The organism is Cupriavidus sp. LA-1 (genome assembly GCF_055385985.1).
Genome location: NZ_AP031390.1, coordinates 467,067 through 491,888 on the forward strand (window position 1 = coordinate 467,067; position 24,822 = coordinate 491,888).

At 58.7% G+C, this 24,822-nt stretch carries 18 protein-coding genes and 2 pseudogenes; 10 read left to right on the forward strand and 10 right to left on the reverse strand.

The annotated features are described in order from the left end of the window. The first annotated feature begins 4 nt into the window (after positions 1–4). Positions 5–988 carry an AAA family ATPase gene (locus ACZ5MJ_RS36355; RefSeq protein ID WP_464227188.1) on the forward strand — a complete coding sequence of 328 codons (984 nt, stop codon included), beginning with the start codon at positions 5–7 and terminating at the stop codon, positions 986–988. Positions 989–2,253: 1,265 nt separating this feature from the next. On the opposite strand, the gene ACZ5MJ_RS36360 is transcribed toward ACZ5MJ_RS36355, so the two are convergent. After that, positions 2,254–3,165, reverse strand: a complete 912-nt coding sequence (locus tag ACZ5MJ_RS36360; protein WP_464227189.1) for a LysR family transcriptional regulator — start codon at positions 3,163–3,165, stop codon at positions 2,254–2,256. 271 nt (positions 3,166–3,436) lie between these two features. Here ACZ5MJ_RS36360 and ACZ5MJ_RS36365 point away from each other — a divergent pair, with 271 nt between their 5' ends. From ACZ5MJ_RS36365 to ACZ5MJ_RS36380, 4 genes and pseudogenes are all read left to right on the forward strand, one after another. Further along, entirely contained in the window at positions 3,437–4,615 is a 1,179-nt protein-coding gene (locus ACZ5MJ_RS36365) for a CaiB/BaiF CoA transferase family protein (protein WP_464227191.1), read from the forward strand. A 239-nt stretch (positions 4,616–4,854) separates the two neighbouring features. Beyond that, the gene (locus ACZ5MJ_RS36370; RefSeq protein WP_464227192.1) at positions 4,855–5,658 is read left to right on the forward strand and encodes an HpcH/HpaI aldolase/citrate lyase family protein; all 804 of its coding nucleotides are present in this window, start codon (positions 4,855–4,857) and stop codon (positions 5,656–5,658) included. Between the two features lie 168 nt (positions 5,659–5,826). Continuing rightward, a complete protein-coding gene (locus ACZ5MJ_RS36375; RefSeq protein WP_464227540.1) occupies positions 5,827–9,273 on the forward strand; it encodes a pyruvate carboxylase in 3,447 nt (1,148 codons plus the stop codon). 251 nt (positions 9,274–9,524) lie between these two features. Continuing rightward, a pseudogene (locus tag ACZ5MJ_RS36380) lies at positions 9,525–9,689 on the forward strand (transposase); the annotation flags it as partial. Between the two features lie 297 nt (positions 9,690–9,986). Here the strand turns inward: ACZ5MJ_RS36380 and ACZ5MJ_RS36385 are convergent. After that, positions 9,987–10,963, reverse strand: a protein-coding gene (locus ACZ5MJ_RS36385; RefSeq protein ID WP_464227193.1) for an IS5 family transposase whose coding sequence is annotated in 2 segments (ribosomal slippage) — positions 9,987–10,274 and positions 10,277–10,963 — 975 coding nt in all. Because the reading frame shifts where the segments join, the coding sequence is not laid out codon by codon here. A gap of 195 nt (positions 10,964–11,158) precedes the next feature. Here ACZ5MJ_RS36385 and ACZ5MJ_RS36390 point away from each other — a divergent pair. Together ACZ5MJ_RS36390 and ACZ5MJ_RS36395 are read left to right on the forward strand one after the other, a co-directional pair. Next, positions 11,159–11,482, forward strand: a pseudogene (locus ACZ5MJ_RS36390) (helix-turn-helix domain-containing protein); the annotation flags it as partial. After that, positions 11,377–12,096, forward strand: coding sequence for an IS630 family transposase (locus ACZ5MJ_RS36395; RefSeq protein ID WP_464227195.1), 720 nt, complete (start codon positions 11,377–11,379; stop codon positions 12,094–12,096). The pseudogene ACZ5MJ_RS36390 and the gene ACZ5MJ_RS36395, both read left to right, overlap by 106 nt. 224 nt (positions 12,097–12,320) lie before the next feature. On the opposite strand, the gene panB is transcribed toward ACZ5MJ_RS36395, so the two are convergent. Continuing rightward, a complete protein-coding gene (panB, locus tag ACZ5MJ_RS36400; RefSeq protein WP_464227196.1) occupies positions 12,321–13,148 on the reverse strand; it encodes a 3-methyl-2-oxobutanoate hydroxymethyltransferase in 828 nt (275 codons plus the stop codon). A 396-nt stretch (positions 13,149–13,544) separates the two neighbouring features. Between panB and ACZ5MJ_RS36405 the strand changes: the two genes are divergently transcribed. Next, a complete protein-coding gene (locus ACZ5MJ_RS36405; RefSeq protein ID WP_464221875.1) occupies positions 13,545–14,810 on the forward strand; it encodes an IS256 family transposase in 1,266 nt (421 codons plus the stop codon). 465 nt (positions 14,811–15,275) lie between these two features. On the opposite strand, the gene ACZ5MJ_RS36410 is transcribed toward ACZ5MJ_RS36405, so the two are convergent. Then, the gene (locus ACZ5MJ_RS36410; RefSeq protein WP_464227197.1) at positions 15,276–15,539 is read right to left on the reverse strand and encodes a hypothetical protein; all 264 of its coding nucleotides are present in this window, start codon (positions 15,537–15,539) and stop codon (positions 15,276–15,278) included. A 172-nt stretch (positions 15,540–15,711) separates the two neighbouring features. Here ACZ5MJ_RS36410 and ACZ5MJ_RS36415 point away from each other — a divergent pair, with 172 nt between their 5' ends. After that, the gene (locus ACZ5MJ_RS36415) at positions 15,712–16,692 is read left to right on the forward strand and encodes an IS630 family transposase (RefSeq protein WP_464227198.1); all 981 of its coding nucleotides are present in this window, start codon (positions 15,712–15,714) and stop codon (positions 16,690–16,692) included. Positions 16,693–17,123: 431 nt separating this feature from the next. On the opposite strand, the gene ACZ5MJ_RS36420 is transcribed toward ACZ5MJ_RS36415, so the two are convergent. From ACZ5MJ_RS36420 to ACZ5MJ_RS36445, 6 genes are all read right to left on the reverse strand, one after another. Further along, positions 17,124–18,032, reverse strand: a complete 909-nt coding sequence (locus ACZ5MJ_RS36420) for an NAD(P)-dependent oxidoreductase (RefSeq protein WP_464227199.1) — start codon at positions 18,030–18,032, stop codon at positions 17,124–17,126. 3 nt (positions 18,033–18,035) lie between these two features. Next, positions 18,036–18,437 (reverse strand): carboxymuconolactone decarboxylase family protein, encoded by a 402-nt coding sequence (locus ACZ5MJ_RS36425; RefSeq protein WP_464227541.1) that lies wholly within the window; start codon positions 18,435–18,437, stop codon positions 18,036–18,038. 47 nt (positions 18,438–18,484) lie between these two features. Continuing rightward, the gene (locus ACZ5MJ_RS36430; RefSeq protein WP_464227200.1) at positions 18,485–19,453 is read right to left on the reverse strand and encodes a Bug family tripartite tricarboxylate transporter substrate binding protein; all 969 of its coding nucleotides are present in this window, start codon (positions 19,451–19,453) and stop codon (positions 18,485–18,487) included. Between the two features lie 134 nt (positions 19,454–19,587). Then, positions 19,588–20,487 (reverse strand): LysR family transcriptional regulator, encoded by a 900-nt coding sequence (locus ACZ5MJ_RS36435; protein ID WP_464227202.1) that lies wholly within the window; start codon positions 20,485–20,487, stop codon positions 19,588–19,590. 101 nt (positions 20,488–20,588) lie between these two features. Beyond that, the gene (locus ACZ5MJ_RS36440) at positions 20,589–21,434 is read right to left on the reverse strand and encodes an inositol monophosphatase family protein (RefSeq protein ID WP_464227203.1); all 846 of its coding nucleotides are present in this window, start codon (positions 21,432–21,434) and stop codon (positions 20,589–20,591) included. A 365-nt stretch (positions 21,435–21,799) separates the two neighbouring features. Beyond that, the gene (locus ACZ5MJ_RS36445) at positions 21,800–23,197 is read right to left on the reverse strand and encodes an aminotransferase-like domain-containing protein (RefSeq protein WP_464227204.1); all 1,398 of its coding nucleotides are present in this window, start codon (positions 23,195–23,197) and stop codon (positions 21,800–21,802) included. 144 nt (positions 23,198–23,341) lie between these two features. Here ACZ5MJ_RS36445 and ACZ5MJ_RS36450 point away from each other — a divergent pair, with 144 nt between their 5' ends. Next, positions 23,342–24,739, forward strand: coding sequence for an amidase (locus ACZ5MJ_RS36450; protein ID WP_464227205.1), 1,398 nt, complete (start codon positions 23,342–23,344; stop codon positions 24,737–24,739). Positions 24,740–24,822 lie beyond the last annotated feature (83 nt).

Here is a 24,822-nt window from a genome sequence, read left to right on the forward strand (position 1 = left end):
CATCATGTCGCTTCAAATACCGCGTCCGATCGATCCATCGCAGCACCCCCTGGCCACCGGCAACTATCGCATCGCCACGCCGGCCATCGAAGAACTCTACGAATTGGTCACTCGATGCCTGCGCTACAGGATCATGGGGGCGTTGATCTACGGCCCGTCGCGCATCGGGAAAACACGGGCAATCGAGTACGTGCGATTGCTGCTGGCACGCAATCACCCACGAATGGTCAGCTACCACGCACGATGCGAACACAAGCCGAGGCATGCCGAAGGACCTTTCTTCGCCAACCTGCTTGAAGCGGTTGGCGACCAGGATCCTAACGCTGGCGCCAACCCGGCGAAACGTATGCGCCTCGCACTGAGAATTCGTGAGGCCGCCGCTCGGGCAGGCAGCGGCATGGTTCTGCTCTTCTGTGATGAGGCGCAACGCTACAACGACAATGAGTACGAATGGCTGCGCGATGTTCACGATGCGCTGGACCGACAGCAGATCAAGCTATTCACCTTCCTCGTCGGGCAGCAAGAATTGCTCGCACAGAAGACGGCCATGCAGTTGGCAGGGAAGACTCAGATTGTCGCGCGGCTGATGGTCGAGGAATTGGCCTTCTATGGCATTCGAAATGCGAAGGACGTGGCGACGTGTCTGAGCGGCTATGACGAGACGGCTTATCCTGAGCGTAGCCAGTGGAGCTTTACCCGATTCTATGTTCCGCAAGCCTTTGATGCTGGCTATCGGCTGGTCAACGATGCTGACGCGGTGTGGGAGGCGTTCGAGACGGCGCACCACAAGGCTAGTTTGCCAGGCAACCTTGAGATCCCCATGGAATCGTTTGCTCGAGCCGTCGAGATCCTGCTAAAAGACAGCGAAATCAGGGATTGCCCGGGCTACTGTCCCGAACCAGCCTTGTGGGCTCACGCAGTACGGCAATGCGGCTATGTCCAATCACGCCATGCGACCGGACGTGTGCTCGTCTCCGCCGCCTTGTGAAGCAGGGGCGCCGCGCTTCCCTATCCTCACAATCGATGAGGCAAAGCTCACACCGGCGTTGGGTTACGTGTTCGACAAGAAGTGGATCGAGCCATGGGAATCGCTTGTCTCGATCTTGTGGAAGTTCCAAATGGCGAATGCGTTGTCTGGTACCGCTGTGATGCGGCTGCTGAGCCCGGACCTGAATCCTTACGAGAGCATTCCGCCGCGGCAGGGACTGGTGAATACTGTTCGGTTGAACGAGGCCTTAGGCTTGCCGAAAAAGACGCTCCGCGTGGCACTCATCGAGGAAGCGGAGCAGCGACGCTATTGCGAAGTGCTCCGCTACTGTCGTTTTTGCATGACACGCGGCTACCACTGCCTCTTGCATCAAATGGCGACCGTGACTCGATGCCCCGCTCACCGTTGCCCCATGGAATCCGCGTGTCTTCGGTGTGGTCACGAAACGCCGTTCAGCTTGAACATGCAACTTCTCGAGGCACCTTATCGTTGCGCGCAATGCCGAGCACTCTATGGTCGGCAAGTGTGGCGACCAGGTGGTGTTCGACCCCTGAGGCCGGAGTGCCACAAGGCGTTGATGCGGTCGCACTTTGAGTATGGCTTCGGATGCAAGAGCCTTGGCTAAACGTCCCACAGGCATTGACTTGGTCGCAGTCCGCGATCACAAGAAAGGCGGCGAAAGACGTTGGCCAGCGTTGTCGTTTCCCGGGTTCTAGCCTCCGACCAGATGGAGGGCAGGGCGGACTTTTAGGGCCACTTCGGCGCTTCACACTGCCTGATTGACACGTTAGCGATCTTTCTGCGGTGACAACTTTCCTTCGCTAAAAGTAAGTGTTTGATTTTCCTGAGATCGTCCGAATATGACGCCGTCACCCTGCGGATTGACGACATTACTTCGGAGTCGTTGACGACTTTCCTTCGTTCTACGTCCTCGACATGTTCCCCCACGCCTCGCCGCGATCAATAACCGGTTCGACAAAGCGGGTGATGTCACAACGTCGCTTCGCACCCCACCACGGACCGGACGAAGCGGGCAACCCTCAATTTCGACATGCCTCAGCGCATTCCCGCGGCCAAGGAGAATCTCGTGGACAGCCTTGTCAGCGTATGACCACACCTGGAGCAACGCGGTGGCCGCCGCATGGTATGCGATCCAGGTGTGAGTCGCGGAGAATTCCCGACTCGGGGGGCTGATGGAGGCATGTAGCATTACCTGATCGCTCAACTCCGCAGACACGCCAGCCGGTGGTCGTGAAGAGTGATTACTACACTTCACGGCTGCCGTGAGGCTGGTCTAGTGCGCAGATCTCTGCAATGAGAGCTTTGGCGCAGCGGGGCAGAACATCGATCTGTCGGGCAATTATGCTCCGCTCACGAATTGCCCAGGCGTCAGACAGAGCGATTGTCGCTAAGCGCATCGTCTTGCTGTGCCGGATTGCAGCGGACTGAGGCAACACCCCGATTCCCACGCCTGCCTCGATCATCCGGCACATCGCTTCGAAGCTTCGCATTTGGACGCGAGCGGAGAAGTTCTTGCCGTGTCGATGAAGAATGTCTGAAAGAAAGGCATGTAGGGTACTGCCTTCGTGGAGGGCTACATGTTCCCAACGTAGCGTATCCATGAACGTAACAGTTTCCGCTTCTTCTAGCGGGTGCCTAACTGGTGTGACCAAGACCAGGCGGTCAGTGCTGAAGTGGATAACTTCAAGGTCGTCAGCATCTATCGGTCCGGCAACTATTCCAAAATCAGCCGTCATATCGCGAACGCCTCTCACGATGTCGCGCGTCAGCCTCTCCTGAAGGTCAATGGTGACGCGCGGACGTTCCGCCAGAAACTTCGCAAGCAGTTCCGGCATGAACTCAGTTACCGCAGTAGTGTTCGCGAATATTCTGATATGCCCGGTTCCCTCACTTGCCTGACTGCCGAACTCGCTTTTGACGCGTTCCACTTGCCTGAGGATGACGCGGGCGTGGCTTAGGAGGAGCTCGCCCGAAGGGGTCAGAATAACCCCTTTGGCGTCTCGATAGAAGAGCAGCGTGTCCAATTGCTCCTCCAATTCTCGAATACGATCGCTTGCCGTACCAGCTGACCTGAAGCATTTCTTTGCGCCGCGAGAAAGGCTGCCTTCTTCGGCGACAGCAACGAAGAGCGTCAAATCCCTTAAATCGAAGTGCATTTTAAAATTCTCACGGTTATAGGCTCGGGTGTGAATGCCTAGCCCGTCGCAACAGCGTGATTCTATACTGATACGGTGCCCAACAAGGGCCTAAAACAGCACCTCGGTTCGGTTTTTTCGAACGTGGCATTCGGCAATTTCGGGTTTTCGGAAATGCATCCCTGGTCCAGAATGACATGCATCCTTGGTGTCATGTCTGCTCGTCGAGCCAGGCACCGCATTGTCATTACAGGCGCACGTCCACGCGCCGCACATACCGGAGATCATAAAAATGCGTCCCCTCGATGGAGTTACGGTCCTCTCTTTGGAGCATGCGATCGCGGCCCCCTTCTGCACGCGGCAATTGGCGGACCTGGGGGCACGTGTCATCAAGATTGAACGACCGACCCTCGGCGACTTCGCACGGGCCTACGACGAGCGCGTGCGAGGGATGTCATCTCACTTTGTTTGGACAAATCGGGGCAAGGAGAGCCTTACCCTCGATGTAAAGAACCTCGAGGCAGAGCCCGTGTTGTCGGCCCTGCTCGCAGAAGCAGATGTTCTGGTCCAGAACTTGGCCCCGGGGGCTGCGGAGCGACTGGGCCTGTCGTTTGCGGCATTGCACGAACAGTACCCAAGACTCATTGTCTGCGATATCTCTGGGTACGGAAGCAATGGACCGTATCGCGACAAAAAGGCGTATGACTTGCTCATTCAAAGCGAGTCCGGCTTCCTCTCTGTGACGGGTACTCCGGAGCAGCATGTCAAGGCTGGCTGCTCGATCGCCGACATCTCGGCGGGAATGTACGCATACAGCGGCATTCTCTCTGCGCTGTTGCAGCGAGAGAGGACCGGCAAGGGGAGCCACCTCGATATCTCGATGCTGGAGTGCATGGTCGAGTGGATGGGCTTCCCATTGAATTACGCCTTCGAGGAGGCAGCGCCCCCCGTGCGAGCCGGTGCTGCACATGCCACGATTTTCCCGTATGGGCCGTTCCAGGCGGGCGACCAAAAAACAGTCATTTTTGGAGTCCAGAACGAGCGCGAGTGGGCCTCGTTCTGTCGTGTTGTCCTGGACAATCCGGATTTGGCGACCGACGAGCGCTTCTCTTCCAATACCCGCAGGTCCGCAGCGCGCGCTGAGCTCACCGCAATCATTAATGATGCACTGTCGAAGTTGACCGCGAAGGAAGTGACAGAGCGTCTCGATGCTGCGCAAATCGCGAATGCTTCGGTCAACGACATGCACGCGGTGTGGGCGCACCCCCAGCTAAAGGCGAGGGATCGCTGGCGTGAAGTGTCGTCGCCGGTCGGAAATCTGCCGACTCTGTTGCCGCCCGCCCTACCGAGCGATGTACCGCCGCGCATGGGCGGTGTACCCGCACTGGGTGAGCACACCGACTCGATCCTTCGAAGGCTCGGGCGGAAGCAGGAAGAGATTCAGCACCTTCGCGATATCAAAGCCGTGTAACGCCTTCAACGTTCCGACCCGCCAAAGACTATTCCCCTTTTTGTCTACGGACGACTCCTAAGCGTAAGCCGATAGTGGCGGCTATCGGCAGCACGCCAGCCAAGAGCGCCTACTGCGAAGCGAACCACAAAATGGCCTGTCAGCGCGAGCCCGAAGTTAATCATTTCACGAGAGTGGTTGGATCGGGTGCTCCGTATGGTTTTCACGTCCGCAAGCCGTCCGCCATCGAAAGTCATACCATGAGCACTCCCAACACTTATCTCTTTGTTCCCGCCGATCGACCCGAGCGGTTCCAAAAGGCCCTCAATTCCGGGGCGGATGTCGTAATTTTCGATCTCGAGGATGCAGTCTCCGCGGAGAACAAGGCTGACGCGCGCGCGAATCTAAGGAGCTACTTTGTGCAAGGCGGCACGGGGCACGTACGTATCAATGCTGTGGGTACGCGGGAGTTCGAGGAAGACCTTACTCTCTGCCGCCTCGCCGGCGTCGATGGGATTGTGGTGCCAAAGGCCGAAGACGCGGATTTGCTTCGATATATCACCCGGGCGATCCGCATCGAAAAGGATCTTCTGCCCATTATCGAAAGCGCGCGGGGAATCGCCAATGTTGAAGACATCGCGAGCTGTCCGGGAGTCAGTCGCCTCATTTTCGGGACCGTGGACTTCTGTCTGGACCTGGGCATCGAGGAAGATGGCGACGAGCTCCTGCCTTTCCGGACGCAGATCACCCTTGCGTCGCGTTTGGCCAAAATCTTTCCCCCTGTAGACGGCGTCACCATTGCCGTTCAGGATGCAGATGCCTTGCAGAAGGAAACTGAGCGTGGCCGTCGTCTAGGATTCGGCGCGAAATTGTGCATTCATCCCGCGCAAGTGAAGCATGTTTCTGCCTGCTTCTCGCCAAGCCATGAAGCTGCCGAATGGGCACGCCGCGTCTTAGACCACGCCAAAGAGAACGGGAATGTTGGTGCATTTTCTATCGACGGAAAGATGGTCGATGCCCCCGTTATCGAAGCCGCCAGGCGAATCCTAGAGCGCGTCCGATAAGAGACCACCGTAGTCGACTACCCCGCGCTCGAATGCTTGTCAGGTGCGCTACCGCTGCAGACGTTGGCAGCCTCGTGGAGCACCAACCTTCCTGATTGCGTCAGCCCTCGACGCATAGCGTCCGCCCAACATTGCGGGAATGCAAACACATTGTTAGTTCTAGAAAACATGAGACAAATCCGAACCTTGCTTGTTGCGAACCGTGGTGAGATCGCCATCCGGGTGATGCGGGCGGCGACCGAACTGGGTATCAAAACCGTAGCGATCTACTCCCATCAGGATCGGTTCGCGCAGCACAGGTTCAAAGCCGATGAAAGCTATCTGGTTGGCCGTGGTAAGAAGCCTGTCGACGCCTATCTGGATATTGACGACATCATCCGCATTGCGAAGGAGACGGGAGCCGATGCCGTGCATCCTGGCTATGGCTTCCTGTCCGAAAACCCGGAGTTCGCGGAGAAATGCCTTGAGGAGGGCATGGCTTTTGTCGGGCCGCAGCCCCATGTCATGCGAGAGCTTGGGAACAAGGTCGCGGCCCGAGACGTGGCGGTACGTGTCGGGGTGCCGGTCGTTCCGGCGACTGGCGCTCTGCCGGGTTCCATCGAAGAGATTCGGAAACTGGCCGATGCGATTGGCTATCCGCTGATGCTCAAAGCCAGCTGGGGTGGCGGAGGACGCGGGATGCGCGCCATTCACAGTGCAGACGAACTCGAAGGGTCAGTCACGGCGGCGCGGCGTGAAGCCATGGCAGCCTTCGGAAACGACGAGGTCTATTTGGAGAAGTTCATTCAGCGTGCGAAACACGTTGAAGTCCAGATCCTCGGTGACTATCACGGGAATATTGTGCACCTCTTCGAGCGCGATTGCTCAGTACAGAGGCGAAATCAGAAGGTCGTCGAGCGTGCGCCTGCTCCTTATCTAGATGACGAATCGAGATCCAGAGTGTGCGGCGAGGCCCTCAAGCTGGCGCAGGCCGTAGACTACGTGAATGCCGGTACGGTGGAATTCCTGATGGATGCCGATACCGGAAGCTTCTACTTCATTGAAGTGAATCCTCGGGTGCAGGTTGAACATACCGTAACCGAAGAGGTTACCGGCATCGATATCGTGAAGGCCCAAATCCGTATCGCTGCGGGCGCACGTATTGGCGATGCTGAGTCGGGAGTGCCGGACCGCGATGGCATCGAGCTGCGGGGGCATGCGCTTCAGTGCCGCGTCACGACGGAAGATCCGGAAAACGGCTTCGCGCCCGACCACGGCAAGATTACGACATATCGAAGCGCCACGGGCTTCGGCGTGCGTCTGGATGCCGGCACGGCATACACCGGAGCCGTGGTCACGCCATACTACGATTCGCTGCTGGTCAAAGTCACCTGCAGTGGGAGGTCCGCGCAAGAAGCAAACGAGCGAATGGTCCGTGCGCTATGTGAGTTCCGCGTGCGAGGCGTCGCAACGAACCTGCAATTCCTGGAAAACGTTGTGGCCCATCCTGATTTTGTGTCGGGTGACTGCACGACACGTTTCATCGACAGCACGCCGAACCTATTTGTCTTCCGAGAGCGAAGGGACCGTGCCACGAAGCTTCTGAGCTACATCGCCGACGTAAATGTCAATGGAAGCGTTGACATGAAGGGCCGGGCCGCTCCGCGTAGCATCGCATTTGAGCATCCCTTGCCTGCACGGAGCGTGGACGTTGCTATTCCTCCGGGGTCACGCGACCTGTTGAGGACTCTTGGGCCGAGAGGCTTCGTCGAATGGATGAAGAGTAGCGAGGCGGTGCTGCTGACGGACACCACTATGCGAGACGCTCACCAGTCGCTCTTTGCAACGCGTATGCGTACGAGCGATATGGTGGCAATTGCGCCGCACTATGCTACGGAGCTCGCCGGACTGTTCTCCATGGAATGTTGGGGCGGGGCGACGTTTGACGTGGCACTGCGTTTCTTGAAGGAGGATCCTTGGCAGCGTCTGGAACTGCTAAGGACGGCAGTCCCGAACATCCTCTTTCAGATGCTGCTTCGTGGATCCAACGCCGTTGGCTACACGAACTACGCGGACAATGTCGTCAAGTACTTCGTCCAACGCGCGGCGGCCTCCGGTATCGATCTCTTTCGAGTGTTCGACTCCTTCAACTGGGTCGAGAACATGCGCGTCGCAATGGACGCGGTAATCGAAGCCGGTGCTCTCTGCGAAGGAGCCATCTGCTACACAGGCGACGTTCTGGATGGAAAGCGGAGAAAGTACGGCATTCGCTACTATGTGGAACTCGCGAAATCGCTGGAGCGTGCAGGAGCCCATATTCTCGGGATCAAGGATATGGCTGGCGTGTGCCGTCCTGAAGCGATCACCGCCTTGGTTAAGGCCTTGAAGGGCGAAGTAAGTCTACCCATTCACTTCCATACCCATGATACAAGCGGCGCTTCGGCTGCCACCGTACTTGCTGCTATTGCTGCTGGGGTAGACGCTGTCGACGGCGCGATAGACTCCATGAGCGGGCTGACGTCGCAGCCCAGCTTGGGTGCCATCGCAGCAGCCTTGGAGCATTCCCCACGACGTCCTGCTATCGACCATAAGGAAATCCAGCCGTTCTGCGCGTACTGGGAGTCGGTACGCCGGAACTACGAGCCGTTCGAAGCAGACATGAAGTCTGGCACTTCGGACGTGTATCGCCACGAGATGCCAGGCGGCCAGTACACCAATCTACGTGAGCAGGCCCGCGGGCTCGGACTGGAATCGCGTTGGAGTGAGGTTGCTCAGGCATACGCGGATGCCAACCTTATGTTCGGCGACATCGTGAAGGTGACCCCCTCGTCCAAGGTGGTGGGTGATATGGCCTTGCATCTGGTTGCCAACAACCTGTCGGTGGAGGAGATCCATGACCCGAATAAGGAAACCTCTGTCCCTGACTCCGTCGTTGCCATGCTGCGAGGGGACATGGGATATCCGGCAGACGGCTTCCCAGCGGAACTGCAGAAGAAGCTTCTGCGCGGTGCCGCGCCTATTGAGGGGCGGGCAGCGCAGCATCTGCCACCCGTCGACCTCGAGGCGGCTCGAGAAGTTGCTGCTAGCGAGACGGGGCGAAAGGTTGGCGACAACGATTTGGCGTCGTATCTGTTGTATCCAAAGGTGTTCCGTGATTTCTGCGCCCATCGGGAGGAATTCGATGATGTCTCGATTCTGCCGACGCCAATCTTCTTCTACGGACTCCAGCCTGGCCAGGAGATTGTGGTTGACATTGAGCGCGGAAAGACGTTGTTCGTGTCGTTGGAAGCACAGTCCGAATCTGATGAAAGCGGTTCGGTCAGGTTGTACTTCGATGTAAATGGGCAACCAAGGGCAATTCGGACGACGCGGCGCCAAGCGGGCGCGGCCAAGAGCGATGTTCGTATGACCGATGCAAACAATCCCCGGCATGTCGGCTCCCCGATGCAGGGAAGCGTTATTTCGGTGACCGTGGGTTCGGGGCAGCGTGTGGTGAAAGGGCAGGTGATCGCCGCCGTCGAAGCTATGAAGATGGAAACGAGCATTGTCGCGGAAACAGACGGTATCGTCGCCGCGGTGCTCGCACAGCCAGGGATGCTCGTGAAAGCGGGGCAACTGCTCATCGAGCTTTCATAGCCGTACGGTAAAGAGAATATCGGGATTGCCTTTCAGCAATCCCGATATTTATGAAGCGGTCGGATGGGCCGTTCGCAACAGTTGCGATCAGCGCACGGCCCCGTCAGTTCAGTTTGCTTGTGCGTACAGAAGATCCACTAGCTCCAGGACCGTCGACTGCGGGCCCCCGGATGCGACGCCGAAGTCATGGTTGTGCAGCAACTTCATCCGATGCCCCGCGCCAACTGCCCCAGCATGCGCAATGTTCTCCGCGAAGGAGGGCTGAGCACGTATTTGGTGTTGTGAAGCGGTTGTGGGGCTTCACGAAGGTACGCTATCGCGGCCTGGCGAAGAACGCTAATCGCGCCTTTGTCGCGCTGGCGCTGGCCAATGTGTACCTGTGCCGAACGCGGCTTATGGCACAGGTGCGCCCGTAATGGGCCAAAAGCGGGCAAATCGCCCGCTTTTATGGCCCGCAAGGGCTCGAAAACGCGAATAACAGTCACGGCCACAGCAAAATGCCCGTTGACCGATCCGGTCAAGCGTCAATTCAGAGGCTTGTTCAGCGTCGCCATAAACTAATCTAAGGCTACGCTGAATAAGCTGCTGATTTTTTTTGGAACGGTTCGACGCGGAGCCTATGCGCATTGAAAAATGGCTGTGATGACGAGATTTTGGCTTTGCTGCGCCCCCAACGGGCTGTGTTGGCGAGGCGCTCGCCCCGCACTCGCCCTTTATGGGCGGACTGCTCCCATCAGATGTCCTCGGCTCAGGTAAAGATTGGCCAGCGCCAGGGCCGTGAAGGCCCGGCCGGCATTCTTTTTCAGGCTACGGTAGCGGACTTTGGTGAAGCCCCACAGGCGCTTGACCACGGCAAAGACATGTTCGACCCGGGCACGGATCTTTGATTTGTTTCGGTTCTTCCCGCGTTGCACCTCGTCAATCTGGCCGTTCTTGCGGGTACGCTGATTGGTGAAATCCTTGGCGTGGGGAGCTTTCGATGCGATCAGCTCCTGCTGACTGGCGACCAGGCGCTATCACCATAGACGCGCTGTTCCTGCCCATGCAGTAAGTGCGGCAGCGCATGCTTGTCGTGGACATTGGCCGGCGTTACGACTGCCGAATGGGCCAACCCACTCTGGCTGTCCACGCCAATATGCAATTTCATGCCAAAGTACCACTGCTGTCCTTTCCGCGTCTGGTGCATCTCGGGGTCGCGCGCCTTCTCTTCATTCTTCGTCGAGCTGGGTGCACTGATGATCGTGGCATCCACAATGGTGCCGGTCTTCAGCTTCACGCCACTGGCCTGCAGGACCCAGCCTACCTCAGCAAACAGCCGCTCGGCAAGCTGGTGCTTCTCCAGCAGGCGGCGAAACTTCAGCAGCGTGGTGGCGTCCGGCACCGGCTCACGACCCAGGTCAATGCCTACAAAGCGGCGCAGGCTGGTGCTGTCGTACAGCGCCTCTTCGCAAGCCAGATCCGCCAGGTTGAACCAGTGCTGCACAAAGTGGATACGCAGCATCCGCTCCAGACCAATGGGCGGCCGGCCGTTGCCCGCCTTCGGATAGTACGGCTCGATCACGGCACACAACGCCGCCCACGGCACGATTGCCTCCATCGTCGCCAGAAATCCCTCACGTCGCGTTGGCTTACGGTATTGCTCGAATCCAGCCCCTTGATCTGCACCCGCTGCCAACGTCATCTGCTTCATTGTTCGTCTCTTTCTGCGCTCGTGATTCATCAAATAACGCTTCTCCTCACGAATCGGAGGACTTATTGAGACTTGTATAAATCATGACAGCCGATTCGAGTCTGACGCGTTATCTGATCAAGGCGTTGATCGGGAGTCGATTGCATGGCTGGGAAGATGGACGAAGCGACCAGAAAGCGGGTTCGCGCTGGACGGATGCTGTTAGCGAACAAGCCGGTCGCGGAGGTTGCGGCTGCGGTGGGCGTGGCACGGCAGACGGTGTACACGTGGAAGGCGCGACTGGACGAAGGCGGCATCGATGCGCTGCGCACCATGGCCCGTGGACGGCCGTCGTTGCTCGACGATGCCCAGCGCGAGCAGTTGTGTCGTGCCTTGCTGCAGCGCCCCACCGAGCATGGCTTTGGCACCGAACTGTGGACGCTCAAACGGGTGCGTCTACTCATCGAGCAACGCTTCGGGGTGTCATACAACGAGGCCCATGTCTGGCGCATTCTGGATTCGCTCGGCTTCTCGCCCCAACGCCCAGATCGACGCGCTATCGAGCGCGACGAGGACGCCGTTCTGGCGTGGAAGCGCAAGACTTGGCCCGCGCTCAAAAAAAGTGTACGCGGGAGCAACGGCTGATCGTCTTCATTGACGAGTCTGGGCTCTCGGAGCGCCCCACGCGCGTGCGCACCTGGGCTCCGAAAGGTCAAACGCCAGTCATCCAGTTTCATTTCAACTGGAAGCATGTCTCGGCCATCGCGGGAATGAGTTATCACAACTGCCTGTTCCGCCTTTACGACGGCGCGATCAAGAGCGCACAGATTGTGGAGTTCCTCAAGGCACTGCGCGCGCACCTCAAACGCCGCCTGATGATCATCTGGGACGGCGCCGCGCAGCACAAGAGTCGCATCGTGCGCGACTACCTCGATAGCACTGGTGGTGCAGTGCAGATGGCCTTTGTCCCGCCCTACAGCCCGGACCTGAATGCAGTGGAGTATCTCTGGGCCTGGCTCAAGCGCCATGCCCTGGCCAACTTCTGCCCACACTCGCTCGCCGAACTCAAAACGACCGCCCGCAATCGGCTGCGCAGCGCACAGCAACGCGCCAACATCATTGCCGCGTGCTGGAAGCAGGCCGAGTTGTGGTGATGTCAGCATTTATGCAAGTCTCAATAATCAGCATTGCCCTAGCTCTTTTTTCCTCGTCGATTCCGGATTGTCCTCCTATCGACCTGTCCGAGGAAATTAGACCACTACAAACGCTCAAACCGTTTGGATCGATAGGAAGTAGGACGGTCCAGATGAGGACGCCTATTAGGGCGGGCTCATCTGGCACAGATTGGCCCACCTCCTTTCAGAGGTGGGCCGGCATCTTAGTAGCAATGTTCGGCAGCCGGGAAGCTGAAGTTTTTCACATCGGAGACATAGCGTCGAACCGCTGCTTCAAGACTCTGCTCACCCGTCATGAAGTTGCGAACGAAGCGCGGTGTCTTTCCTGGGAACACGCCGAGCATATCGTGCAGGACGAGAATTTGCCCAGAGCAATGAGGTCCTGCGCCGATGCCGATTGTTGGAATCTGAAGAGCCCCTGTAACGTCTTTGCCGACATCGGCGGGGACGGCTTCCAGCACGCACAAGGATGCTCCGGCCTCTTGCAAGACAAGTGCCTCCGTTTTCAACCTCTCCGCGGCTGACGCAGTCTTCGCTTGCACCTTGAAGCCACCGAAGGTATGCACGGACTGAGGGGTGAGGCCGAGGTGCGCGAATACTGGAATCCCACGCTCGGCCAGGAAGCTAACCGTGTCGGCGAGCCACTCTCCGCCCTCTAGCTTTACGATGTGGGCGCCCGCCTGCATAAGCTTGACGGAGTTGTCGAACGCCGCGTAGGGGGTAGCGTAAGTTCCAAACGGAAGGTCTGCCGCGATCAACACACTTTTGTTGCCCCGTGATACGCATCGAGTGTGATAGGCAACATCGTCGATGGTGACTGGCAAAGGCGTACTCTGGCCTTGCACGACATTCCCCATCGAGTCTCCGACCAAGATGAGTTCAACTCCGCTGCGGTCGAGAAGGGCCGTGAAGCTTGCGTCGTAGCAGGTCAGGGCGGCAATCTTTTCGCCCCTGCGCCGCATTTCATGAAGGGCAGGGATTGTGATGGGATTCCGACCGACGGGGTCGGTTGCTTGGAGGTATTGGGACATATTTGGGAGCGTTCTGTGAGCCAGAGACTTGCGGCGGCTCTGTGGGCTGTCAGGAGATCAAAGATCTCCATCGTACGAACGCCTTGCGATGTATGGCGGACTTCGAAGACGCTGAGACTGAGCTTACCATCATCGTTCAAACGCGGACAATGATTAATTTAGCGTAAGCGCCAAGCGAACACGCCTTGATCAGGGGAATATTGAGGGCGAGGATCGTGTCCATCTAAATTTGGCATGGACACATGTACACGATGGAAGAGGCCGAGGTAGTCCAGACGGAGCTAAAGTCGAAAGTGGTGTACGGCGGGGAATTTGAGGCGCGGAGTCGAGGGCGGTGGAGCTTTTCGCTGAGAATCTGATTGTCGAGATCGGAAACCAGCACAAGAAAAGTCCACCATGAACAAGGATAAAGGTAAAGAAGCAGTCGGTCTATCGGAAATCGGGCTGGGGCTCGAGGAGCTGATCAGGCGCGGGGCCCGGCGGGTCATCCAGGAGGCGATCGAAGTGGAGCTGGCAGAGCTGCTTGAGCAGTTCGGTAACGTCAAGACCTTGAGCGGGCAGCGCGCCGTGGTGCGCAATGGCTATCTCCCTGAGCGCGAGGTGCTGACGGGGGCCGGCCCGATTGAGGTGAAGGTGCCCAAGGTGCGCGACCGGTCCGGGTCTGGCGTGAAGTTCAACTCGGCGATCGTGCCGCCGTATGTGAGGAAATCGCCGCGGGTGAGTGCAGCGCTGCCCTGGCTGTACCTGAAGGGAATCTCGACAGGAGACATGAGTGAGGCGCTGTCGGTACTGCTGGGCGACGATGCCAAAGGACTATCGGCCAACGTGGTGAGCCGGTTGAAGGCACAGTGGGCAGATGAGCATGCGAGCTGGAATCAGCGTGATCTGTCGGCAGCGCGCTATGTGTACTGGTGGGTGGACGGCATCCACACGGGTCTGCGCAGCGAGGGATCGGACGGGCAATGCCTGCTGGTGATCATCGGCGTTAAGCCCGACGGCACGAAGGAGCGCGTGGCGATCGGTGACGGCTATCGGGAATCGAAGGCATCGTGGGCGGAAGTACTGTTGGACCTGAAATCCCGCGGCCTGCAGGCTGGCCCGCTGGCGGCGGTCGGCGATGGCGCCATGGGATTCTGGGCTGCCCTGGAGGAGGTGTTTCCGGCCACGCGTACCCAGCGTTGCTGGTTCCACAAAATGGGCAATGTCCTGAACGCCTTGCCAAAATCCCAGCATGGCCGCGCCAAGGCAGATCTGCAGGCGATTTGGATGGCAGCCACCAAGGCAGATGCCTATGCCGCCTTCGATCGCTTTGTAACGATCTACGGCGCCAAGTACCCCAAGGCCACCGGCGTGCTCACCAAAGATCGAGACAGCCTGCTGACGTTCTACGACTTCCCGGCCGAGCACTGGCAGCACATCCGCACGACGAACGCGATTGAGTCGACCTTCGCGACCGTGCGTCACCGCACGACGCGCACGCGCAATTGTGTGTCACGAGCAACCTTCCTTGGCCTGGCCTTCAAGCTGATCGAGGAAGCCGAGAAAACATGGCGCCGCATCAATGGCGCCGAACACATCGAACTGCTCTTGAAGGGTGTTCCCTTCAAGGACGGAACTCCGGCGCAAGACAATCCGCCGGATCAGCAGAAACTCGCCGCCTGACAACCGGCCACGATCAGCCCTCGTACACCAGATTTGACAATACCTCGTCCAGACGTCGGCGACATAGCAAGGAGTTCAAGGCGCAAGTGGCACGTGCGGCGACGCAGCCGAACGTGTCGATTGCGGCAGTGGCGCTGCATTATCGTCTGAATGCGAACATGGTGCGGAGTTGTGTCGCTACGCAGGAGGAGTTGGATGCGGCAGAGGAAGCCCGGAAGCAGATGGGGGTGCCTCCAGTGGAGTTTGTACCGTTGCAATTGGAGTCGCCAACCGTAGCACCGGGTCCTGCGGAGATCCAGATCGAAGTGCGCCGAGTTGCGGCGACGGTTACCGCGAGCGATTGTGCACTGTTGCTGCAAGGGTGGCTTCGGTGATCCGGATCGACGCAATTTGGCTGGCGACGGAACCACTGGATATGTAACCGTCAGCGGAACCCGTCTGGCGAGCGACGGTAAGCGGTGGGGGCTACAGGTCGACGACCTTGCGCAGTAGCGCGAAGGAGACCCGCCAGTGGCCTTCGTTCGGGGCGCACTCGATGGAGGCGGTCTTCTGGTTGATGCGCACGATGGTGGCGATGCGTCCGCTGAGGTGCTGGTCGGTGAAGGTGACGGTATCGCCGACCCGGAAGTCCGCGCGCTGCGCCCGGGGCGGTGGTGGCGGTGAAGCGTGCGGTGGTTGCTGCGCAGCGGTAGTGGGCTCGGCGAGCACGGCGGCGTAGGGCAGGATCAAGTGGCGGCCGCTGCTGGTGTCCTGGACCACGGCCTGGGTCTGACGCAGCTCGAGGACGCGCCCCTGGCGCAGCGGCTGGTCAGGTCGTCGGCGACGTAGCCCACGGTCATGCCGATATGCAGGTGCCTGCGGACCTCGAGGATACGCTTGGGATCGTTGGCATGAGAGGCGTGTGCAGGTGATTCGACTGCGCGCAGCGGGTTACACGTACGACGAGATCGCGGCACAGACGGGCCTGAGTCGGACTGGCGTGTTTGGCGTCTGCCAGCGCCATGCCGAAGGCGGTTCGACTGCGTTGCAAGATGCAGTCGGCGGGCGTCGGTTTGGCGAGGGACGCTTGTTGAACGCCGAGCAGGAGCGCGAAGTTCGCAAGCTGATTTGCGACCGGACGCCGGATCAACTGAAGATGGCTTACGCACTGTGGACCCGCCGTGCGGTTGCAGAGTTGATCGAGCACCGCTTCGGTATCCGGCTGCCGGTTCGTACCATGAGACTCTACTTGTCGCGCTGGGGTTTCACCCCGCAGAAGCCGATTCGCCGTGCCTACGAGCAGTCGCCGGCCGCGGTCAGGAAGTGGCTGGAAGAGGACTATCCGGCAATTGCCCAGCGCGCCAAGGCTGAAGGCGCCGAGATCCACTGGGGCGATGAGACCGGGCTGCGATCGGACGACGTGCGCGGGCGAAGTTTTGCCCCGGTCGGGCAAACGCCGGTGGTGCGCATCAACAGCAAGCGCGAGGGGCTGTCGATCATCTCTACGGTCACCAATCGCGGCAAGATGCGCTGGAAGATCTTCGAGGGCGCGATCAACGCCGATATCTTGATCGACTTTCTTCGCCGTCTGGTCAAGGACGCGGGCAAGAAGGTGTTCCTGATTCTCGACAACCTGAGGGTGCATCACAGCAAGCCGGTCAAGGCCTGGCTGGCCCAGCACGTCGAGCAATTCGAAGCGTTTTACCTGCCCAGCTACAGTCCCGAACTCAATCCCGACGAAATGGCCAACGCCGATATCAAGCAGGCCGTCACCTCGCGGGCACCGGCTCGCACCAAACTGCAACTCATCAAGGCTGCGTCGAGCCATCTGCGCAGTGTCCAGAAACAGCCCGAACGCATTCGACGTTACTTTCAGCATCATCCGGTCAAGTACGCGGCGTGATTCAAGTTCATGAATGCCGGATCAGTAAAGGCGTCGTATCTCGGGAAGGGTGGGGTCTGCTCGTGCGAGATAAGAGAGATGTCCGGTCTCTTTGGAGCCTTATCCCTCCGGACATCCGAGCAAATGCGCTTTTGCGTGGACAGTATTCGATAAACTCGAATGGTTCTGATTTCGGACAAGCTCTTTAACATGGTTCTGGGCGCCACTCGCCTTTCCGATACGGTTGACTATGTAAGCGGCGTGTCTCGGCTGAGGCAATCTCGCCGTTGTACCGGGCTTGAGTAGGCAGCCAGTCGCCGGTCTTCAGTATCGATTCTGGGGTTGCCAAATCAGGCGACTAGGTTCCGGCTCTTCCTGCGAGCGGCACGTGCCTTTTGCCGGGCACGTGCCGCTCGGATAACTCCATTTGTCCAAGCAGTCCGAGAGTTAATCTACTTCACAGCCGCCTTGCCCCTAACTTCAACGCCGGCCCACTGTTCGATCGTCTGGACGATGGTTGTACTGTTCTTTTCCGCCCCGATTTGGAGGACGGTTTGCATCCACAGTCTGTCGACTGCAGTGCCGACCCACATCGGTACCTGAAGCTGCTCGGCCATTTCCATGCACAGTTTTACGTCCTTGCGCATAAGTGCATTTGCGAACCCGTTGTTGAACGTTCGAGTGAGGACATGGTTCGGGAATCGCTCTTCTGTTGCTGCGTTCCGGGCCGAGCCCGTGTTAAGCACGGCCAGCATGACGTCAGGGTCCAGGCCAGCTTTCACGCCAAGTACCATGGCTTCGGCGGTGATGGCAAGGTGCGTCGCCGACATCAGATTGTTAATCAGCTTGAGGCTCTGACCTTGCCCTGCTTGTTGCCCCACCACGCCAGGCTTTCCGAACTGGCGGAGCACGGGCATGAGTTGTTCGACTTCGTTCTCAGGCCCCGATACCATCAGCGCTAGCGTGCCTGAAATCGCGCCACCGACTCCGCCGCTGACCGGGCAATCCACGGCGACAATCGAGCGCTTCGAAAGCTCCTGAGCGACTTCAATCGCAGCCTTCGGACCCGTCGTCGACAGGTCGACGTACATTTTCACAGCCGACCCTTGAACGATACCGTTGGGGCCCAGCGCGACTTGCTTTACGACTTCAGGGGTGGGAAGGCTTACGAATACGATTTCAGCCTGCGATGCTACGTCCTGCGGCGAGTTCGCGACAACGACGTCCCGCTTGCGAAATGCGTCCACATTGCTTGCTTTTGCGTCGCAGATTACCAACTGTTGACCGGCATCCAACAAGCGGGTGGCAATGGGGGCCCCCATGCTGCCCAGCCCGATAAAGCCAATCTGTGGCGTGCTCATGAATCACTCCTGCGATGCCAGATGGTCGCGGATAACCGGTGTGGCGGTTCGGATGCCCTCGATGCCCGCCGGAACACCGGCATAGACGGCCGCCTGAAGCAGAGCTTCTTGGATCTCCTCGACCGAGCAGCCATTGGTGAGCGCACCTCGGACGTGAGTCTCCAGCTCAGTCGAACGATTCATCGCTGTGAGCATCGCGATGTTGAGCAGACTACGAACCTTGCGCGGCAGGCCTTCGTGGGTCCACGCGGCGCCCCAACAGAACTCAGTCACGAGCTGCTGCATTGGTGCATTGAACGCGTCTGCGTCCCACAGGGCCTTCTTTACTCTATCTCTGCCCAGAACTGCCTCACGCACCGCCAGTCCTGCGCGAAATTTCTCGGTCTGATCGTATTCGTGTTTGATGATCGATGATCGTCATGATGATTCGATGGGATGTGCCGGAAAAGTCGTTACTCAGGCTTGGCGCCAGAAGTCTTGACAGACTCGCCCCATTTCGAAATTTCGCTGGCAAGAAAGGCCTTCGCTTGTTGCGGGGTCTGCGGCAGCGTTTCGCTTGAACGGTCCGTCATGAACTTGCGGAGTTCCGGAGATTTAAGTACGATCTGGCTCTCCCGCGAGAGCAGGTCTACGACGGCGGCGGGGGTCCCTGTAGGTACCAACAGCATGCCCCAGCCAAGCGCTTCGAAGTCCTTGAGGCCCGTGGCTTCTGCGACGGTCGGCACATTGGGCAGTTGGGCTAGTCTCGCCTTTGTGGTAACTGCCAGTGGCACAACTTTGTTCGCTTGAATCATGCTAAGAATCGCGGGCACGGCATCTGCAATGACCGGAATCTGGTTGCCGATTACGTCGGCTTGAGCCGCACTACTGCCGCGATACGGAATGTGCTGCACCTTCAATGACAATCGGTGGTTTAGCATCTCAGAGGCCAGATGCTGGGTGCCACCAACGCCTGCGCTGGCAAAACTGAGCTTGCCAGGGGCGGCCTTCGCCGCCGCGATGTATTGGGGAAGAGTCGTGATGCCGGATTCCCGACTGGCCGCGAAGATAAGCGGGACGGTGTAGACGCCCGTTACTGGCACCAAGTCCTTTTTCAGATCGTACCCAAGCCGCTCCGGCGGATAGAGCGTCTGATTGACCGCTATCGCGCTCCCGGCCATGAGGATCGTGTAGCCGTCTGGAACAGCGCGGGCGACGGTTGCGACACCGATATTGCTGCCAGCCCCGACGCGATTGTCGACGATCACCGGTTGCCCCAGATGCTTGCCCAGGTGCTCAGCAAACGCGCGAGCAAAAATGTCCGCGGACTGCCCGGCGGCGAACGGAACGATCATCCGAATGGGATGGTCGGGATAGACTGCGTGCGCAGTACCAAGAGTCATGGACACCGCAATGGCGCCCATCAAGTGCGTCAGCTTCATGCTGCTGTCTCCTAACATTGTTGGCCTTATGGCCACCTGTTTTGAGGCAGTCTAAGGAGGAGAGCTGAAGCGCGCGAGCGACATTTTGCCAACCGCCCTTCGCAAAAACTGAAGGGTCAGAGTCTAAATAAGAATCATGATGTACTTTTATCGGGGTTCGCTTGCAAGAAAGCGGCGAGAGCCTCGATTGGACGCCCGACTGGGCCTTCGCGAAGGCACAGGACCATTTGGCGGGCTGCCCACTCCTCATCCAAATCAACCGTGCGGATGTTGAGGCTCTGCATGTATGTCCCGACTGCTGCGCTGGACAAAAGGGCGATGCCCATCCCTGCCTCTACTGCCCTGCAGAGCGCTTCGAAGCTTTGGACTTGTACCGGCATTCGGAGCGACCGTCCGGCTCGTTCTGCAGCCTTGCGCATCAGCTCGGTCTGGGTCGCGTTCGTATCGAGCCCGATGAAGTCGAACTCGAGAAGTTCGTCGAAGCGGACCGCATCCGCTGCCAGTGAGTGTTCGGCAGGTACTACAACGCAAAGCCGGTCGGGCAAGTAAGGAATGATTCGTAGCCCTCCCAAGTGCGGTGTCGGCATTGCTATGCCGATGTCCGCCGCTCCGTCCCGGACTGCAGCGATGATATCAGGGCTGCGGATTTCGCGAACTTCCACGCGTATCTCAGGATGCTGTCGCGTAAATCTCGCAATGTCGCTGGGTAGGCCTTGGCCCATAGCCGTGGTATTAACGGCGAGGCGGACGTATCCGCGGATACCTCGCGCATACTCTGTTGCCTCGGACCTTAGGCGATCGACCTCCCGGAGCACGCGGCCACTACTTTCCGCTATCGCAAGCCCCACTGCTGTAGGCACGATGCCGCCCCCTGCGGGACGATCCATAAGTTGAATGCCAAACTGATGTTCGAGTATGGAGATTCGCCGACTCGCAGCTGATAACGTCATGTGCATGTACACGGCGGCCTTTGAAAGGCTGCCGAATTCGACCGCCTTCCTGAATAGAGCGAGTGAGACAAGATCTGGAAGCATGTAGATATGTTACCGCCGGACGCCCTTCGGCCATAGTTGGTTCGGAGGCTGGGAGCTTTACCTGGTCAGTTGCTGCAAGACTTGGAGTAGCACCAGATTGCTCAATCGGCAGGTATGTCGAATAGGGCTTCGCGAGCGGCGAGCCAAGACGTCTTGTCGGGCGCATACAGAAGGCCGCCAGATGCCTGAACGGGGAGATACGGTCTGCCGTCGAAGTGCGCGCTATAACCTCCGGCTTCGTGATGCAATAGCCACCCAGCGGCGTGGTCCCAAGGCATAAGCTTGTTGTACATCAGCAGGTGACAGCCTCCGGCCGCTGCCAGGCGATACTCATGTGCAGCGCACCGTAGCCAAAAATTCATGCCCAGCCGCGATAGATTGTGGGTGACCTTGGTGCGCAGGGGCTCAGGCAAAAAATTAGTGCCAGCCACGGCGTGCATCTGGCTCACCGGAACAGGTTCCGCGACTCTCAGGGAAATGGTTAAAGACGCTCCACGTTGCTCCCACGCGCCTTCTCCTCGGACCGCGAAAGAAGTGCGCCGACATACTGGGTCATGGATGGCCGCAAGCACCACCTCCCCACGAATTGTTCCCGCGACCATCACGCCAAACACTGGAACTCCCGAAGCGAAGTTCTTTGTGCCGTCGATGGGGTCAATGATGAAGGCGAGGTCTGCTGTGGCGATCTGCGAGAGCATCGAAGCATCTCGTCCCGCTGCCTCCTCGCCAACAAGCACCACCTGTCCAAAGTGCTTTCGCAAAGCGGAAGACAGCTGTAGCTCGACGGCTTCATCCGCTTCCGTAACGATGTCGAACGTCGAGGTCTTGATACTCGTTTGGTTCGAGCGCTCACCTGTGAAGCGCGGCATGACTTCCTTCTGTGCAATTTCTGCGAGGATGTCGCCGACGATCTCTGCATCCCTTCTAGTGATTCGCTTGGTCGTCATGAGGAAAGCCTCCAACTGTGAGGAATGCTATTCTAGACGAGGCCCAACCACTCGGCCGGTGAGGCTTTGCGCCTAAACCATGGGAGAACGTCTCCCTGAGGTAATCAACCAATACTCATTCGCCAACGCTGGAAACGCCACCAAAGCCGCCAATGTGCTACAACTCATCGACCCTGATCTGATACCTCGCCGCCAGGCGACCGAGCCAACCGCCAAACGCTTCATCATCGAATGGGCGCGGAGCAACCGGCCAAGGTCTGACGCTCTCAGGAGAGCAGAGTCCGTGCTGCAGTCTCTATGTGACCCAGGCCAATGGCCTCTTGCCCATCGTGTTCTCTGTCTTCCCAAGGGTACAAGCTGCTTCACTAGCTTTTACGACGTCGAGGCGCCTGGTCGCGTAGAAATCGTAGGACTTTATCCTCGTTAGCGAAGCAAACATTCAAGCGGAGCCATGAGGTCGCGCGCATGTCGGGTCGAAAAAGATCACCGGGAGCAAGCATTATTTCTTCAGTGGCTGCGCGTTCGGCCAAGATTCGCGTATCAATGTCGTCCGAGTATCGGACCCAAATGAACGGGCCACCATCTGGCAGAAGGAACGGATGCAGACCGGCGGTACGCAGGCGCTGGCCAAAGGACCGTTGCGCGGCTGCGAGTCTTTCCTTCAGTCGTTTGAGGTGCGTGCGATAGTGCCCTTCTACGATGACAAGATAGACGAGCTTTTCGTTAAGTTCGGAGGTTGTCAGCGTGCTCACCATTTTCTGATACACGACTCGCTCAACCATCTCGTCGCTACAGGCCACAAATCCGGTCCGCAGGCTAGGTGAAAGGGTTTTGGAAAAAGTGCCAACGTGAATGACTCGCCGAAGGCTGTCGAGGCTAGCAAAACTGGGGATCCCTTCGGGCGCGAGATCCCCAAGGGCGTCGTTGTCGATTACGTGAAAGTCTAGATGCTCTGCTAACCGCAGGATTTCGTAGGTCGTAGCCGGAGAGCAATGGCTTCCGGTAGGGTTGTGCAGTCGAGATGTGGTGAAGAACGCCTTTGGCTTGTGCTGCTCGGCCATCGCCTGCAGATGGTGCAAATCCGGTCCCGTCGGCGTACGGTCCACGCCGACCAGGCGAAGTCCCAGGGCGCGTAGCGTAGCGAACAAGTTTGTCGAGTTGGGGTCATCGACAAGTACGACGTCCCCACTCTGCGTAATCGCCCGGGCGACAAGCATCAGTGCATGTGATGCACCGTGTGTGATCACAACCTGTCGTGGCGCCACCTGAATAGACTGCGCCGACAGCAATGATTGGATTTGTTGCCTCAAGGGGAGGTAGCCCTGAGGTGTTCCGTAATCCGCAATGACGGCGGGCCGGCGAGCTAAACGCGACATTGCTTGGCGCAGTTCCTTCTGCATCATCCACTCAGCTGGCATCCATCCGCAACCGGCATTTAGGAGGTGCCCACTTTCCTCATAAGCCCTTTGCAAAAGCCAAAGTGAATCGACGTGAGGCTCCTTGTCTACGGCGTTCCGCGAGGCATCAGCGGTTGGTGAGCTGACGTAGTAGCCACTTGCGCTACGCGCCTCAATACGTCCATCGGAAACAAGGCGCTGGTAGGCGTTGACCACGGTCATGGTGCTGACGTCGTGTTCACGCGCAAACCTTCTGATGGAGGGAAGTTTCGCTCCGGTCGCAAGGACCCCTGATTGGATTTGCTGAACAAGCGTCTCGTGGACTTGGGCCACGAGAGGCTTGGAAGACGACTTGTCGATTCGCATTGTGTGACCGCTACTGGGTACAGAGGAGTGGCACCGGGAAAACCCTACGCACTGTTATATCAACAGTGTGGGCAACTGTATATAGATAATGTGGTGCGGTCAATGGCTTAATGCATCCATTGCTACATTGCATAGAGATGAAACATGACGCAGTTGCACGAGTTGTCCGCTTGGGAACTTGTCGACGGGTTCCGGGAAGGAAGCTTCTCTCCGGTGGAAGTCACGCAAGCCGTAATTGAGCACGTTGAGCGTTGCGATCCAATCGTGAAGGCGACCTACGCCTTTGATCCTGAGGGCGCACTCGCCATGGCCAAGGCGTCGGAGGCTCGGTGGCAGTCGGGCAATCCACTGATGTCTGGCGAAGTTACGCTGGACGGCGTACCGGTGATGATCAAGGAGAACATCGCAACCAAGGGCGTCCCCGTTCCTCTGGGCACTAGCGCGACTGATCTTGTGCCGGCGGCTGCGGACGCACCGCCTGCCGCGCGACTGCGCGAAGCAGGGACAGTATTCGTTGCAAAGACAACGATGCCCGAGTACGGAATGTTGTCGTCTGGGCTTTCAAGTCTCCACCCGCTCACGCGTAATCCGTGGAATCTGGCGATGAACCCTGGGGGCTCCAGCGCAGGAGCCGGAGCCGCAGCCGCGGCTGGCTTCGGCCCACTCCACATCGGGACGGACATTGGCGGCTCCGTCCGACTGCCTGCGGCCTGGTGCGGAATCGTCGGTCTCAAGCCTAGCCTCGGGCGCATTCCAATCGACTCGCCTTACATGGCCCGTGCTGCGGGCCCAATGACAAGAACCGTGCGTGACGCAGCACTCATGATGAGTGTGTTGGCGCAGCCGGACCATCGCGACTACAGCAGCCTCCCCGCTTCTGATATCCCGTGGACTCAACTCGACCGAGACCTTAAAGGCGTTCATATCGGACTCTTGCTCGACGCTGGCTGCGGCATGCCCGTCCACCCTCGAGTGCGCGAGGTCATGGAGGCTGCGGCCGCGCTGTTTGTCGAAGCAGGCGCCGTTGTTGAGGAGATGTCGCCCTGGATGACTCAGGAAATGCTGCGCGGGATCAACACATTCTGGCGCGTGAGGTCCGCGGTGGATATTGGCGCCCTGAGCCACGAAAAGCAGAAAAAAGTACTTCCGCTCGTGCGCAGCTGGGCCGAGACCGGCAAGGGACTTACCGGCGAGGCAATGTACGCCGCGTATCACCAGACGCTGAGAGTGCGGTCGGCGACCGTCGCCGCAACGCAACCGTTCGACTACGTAATTTCCCCCGTGTCGCCAAACGTCAGCTTCCCCGCAGATTGGGGCTGCCCCATTCCGGAGGTTGAAAGCACCCAGGCGCACATCGGCTTCACGGTGCCCTACAGCATGAGCGAGCAACCCGCGGCGTCCGTGTGCTGCGGATACGACGACAACGGTGTGCCGATTGGGCTGCAGATCGCTGGCCACCGATTTGATGATCTTGGCGTCCTTCAGATTGCGCACGCCTGGGAGCAGTTACGTCCGGCGTTGCGGCCCTGGCCAAAACTTTGATTGAACCCTGCGAAGCGCGGCCGAGGGCTGCGATCCAGAGCTGGCTTCTAGAGCTTCCACCTCATTAACAAGCACGGAGCGTG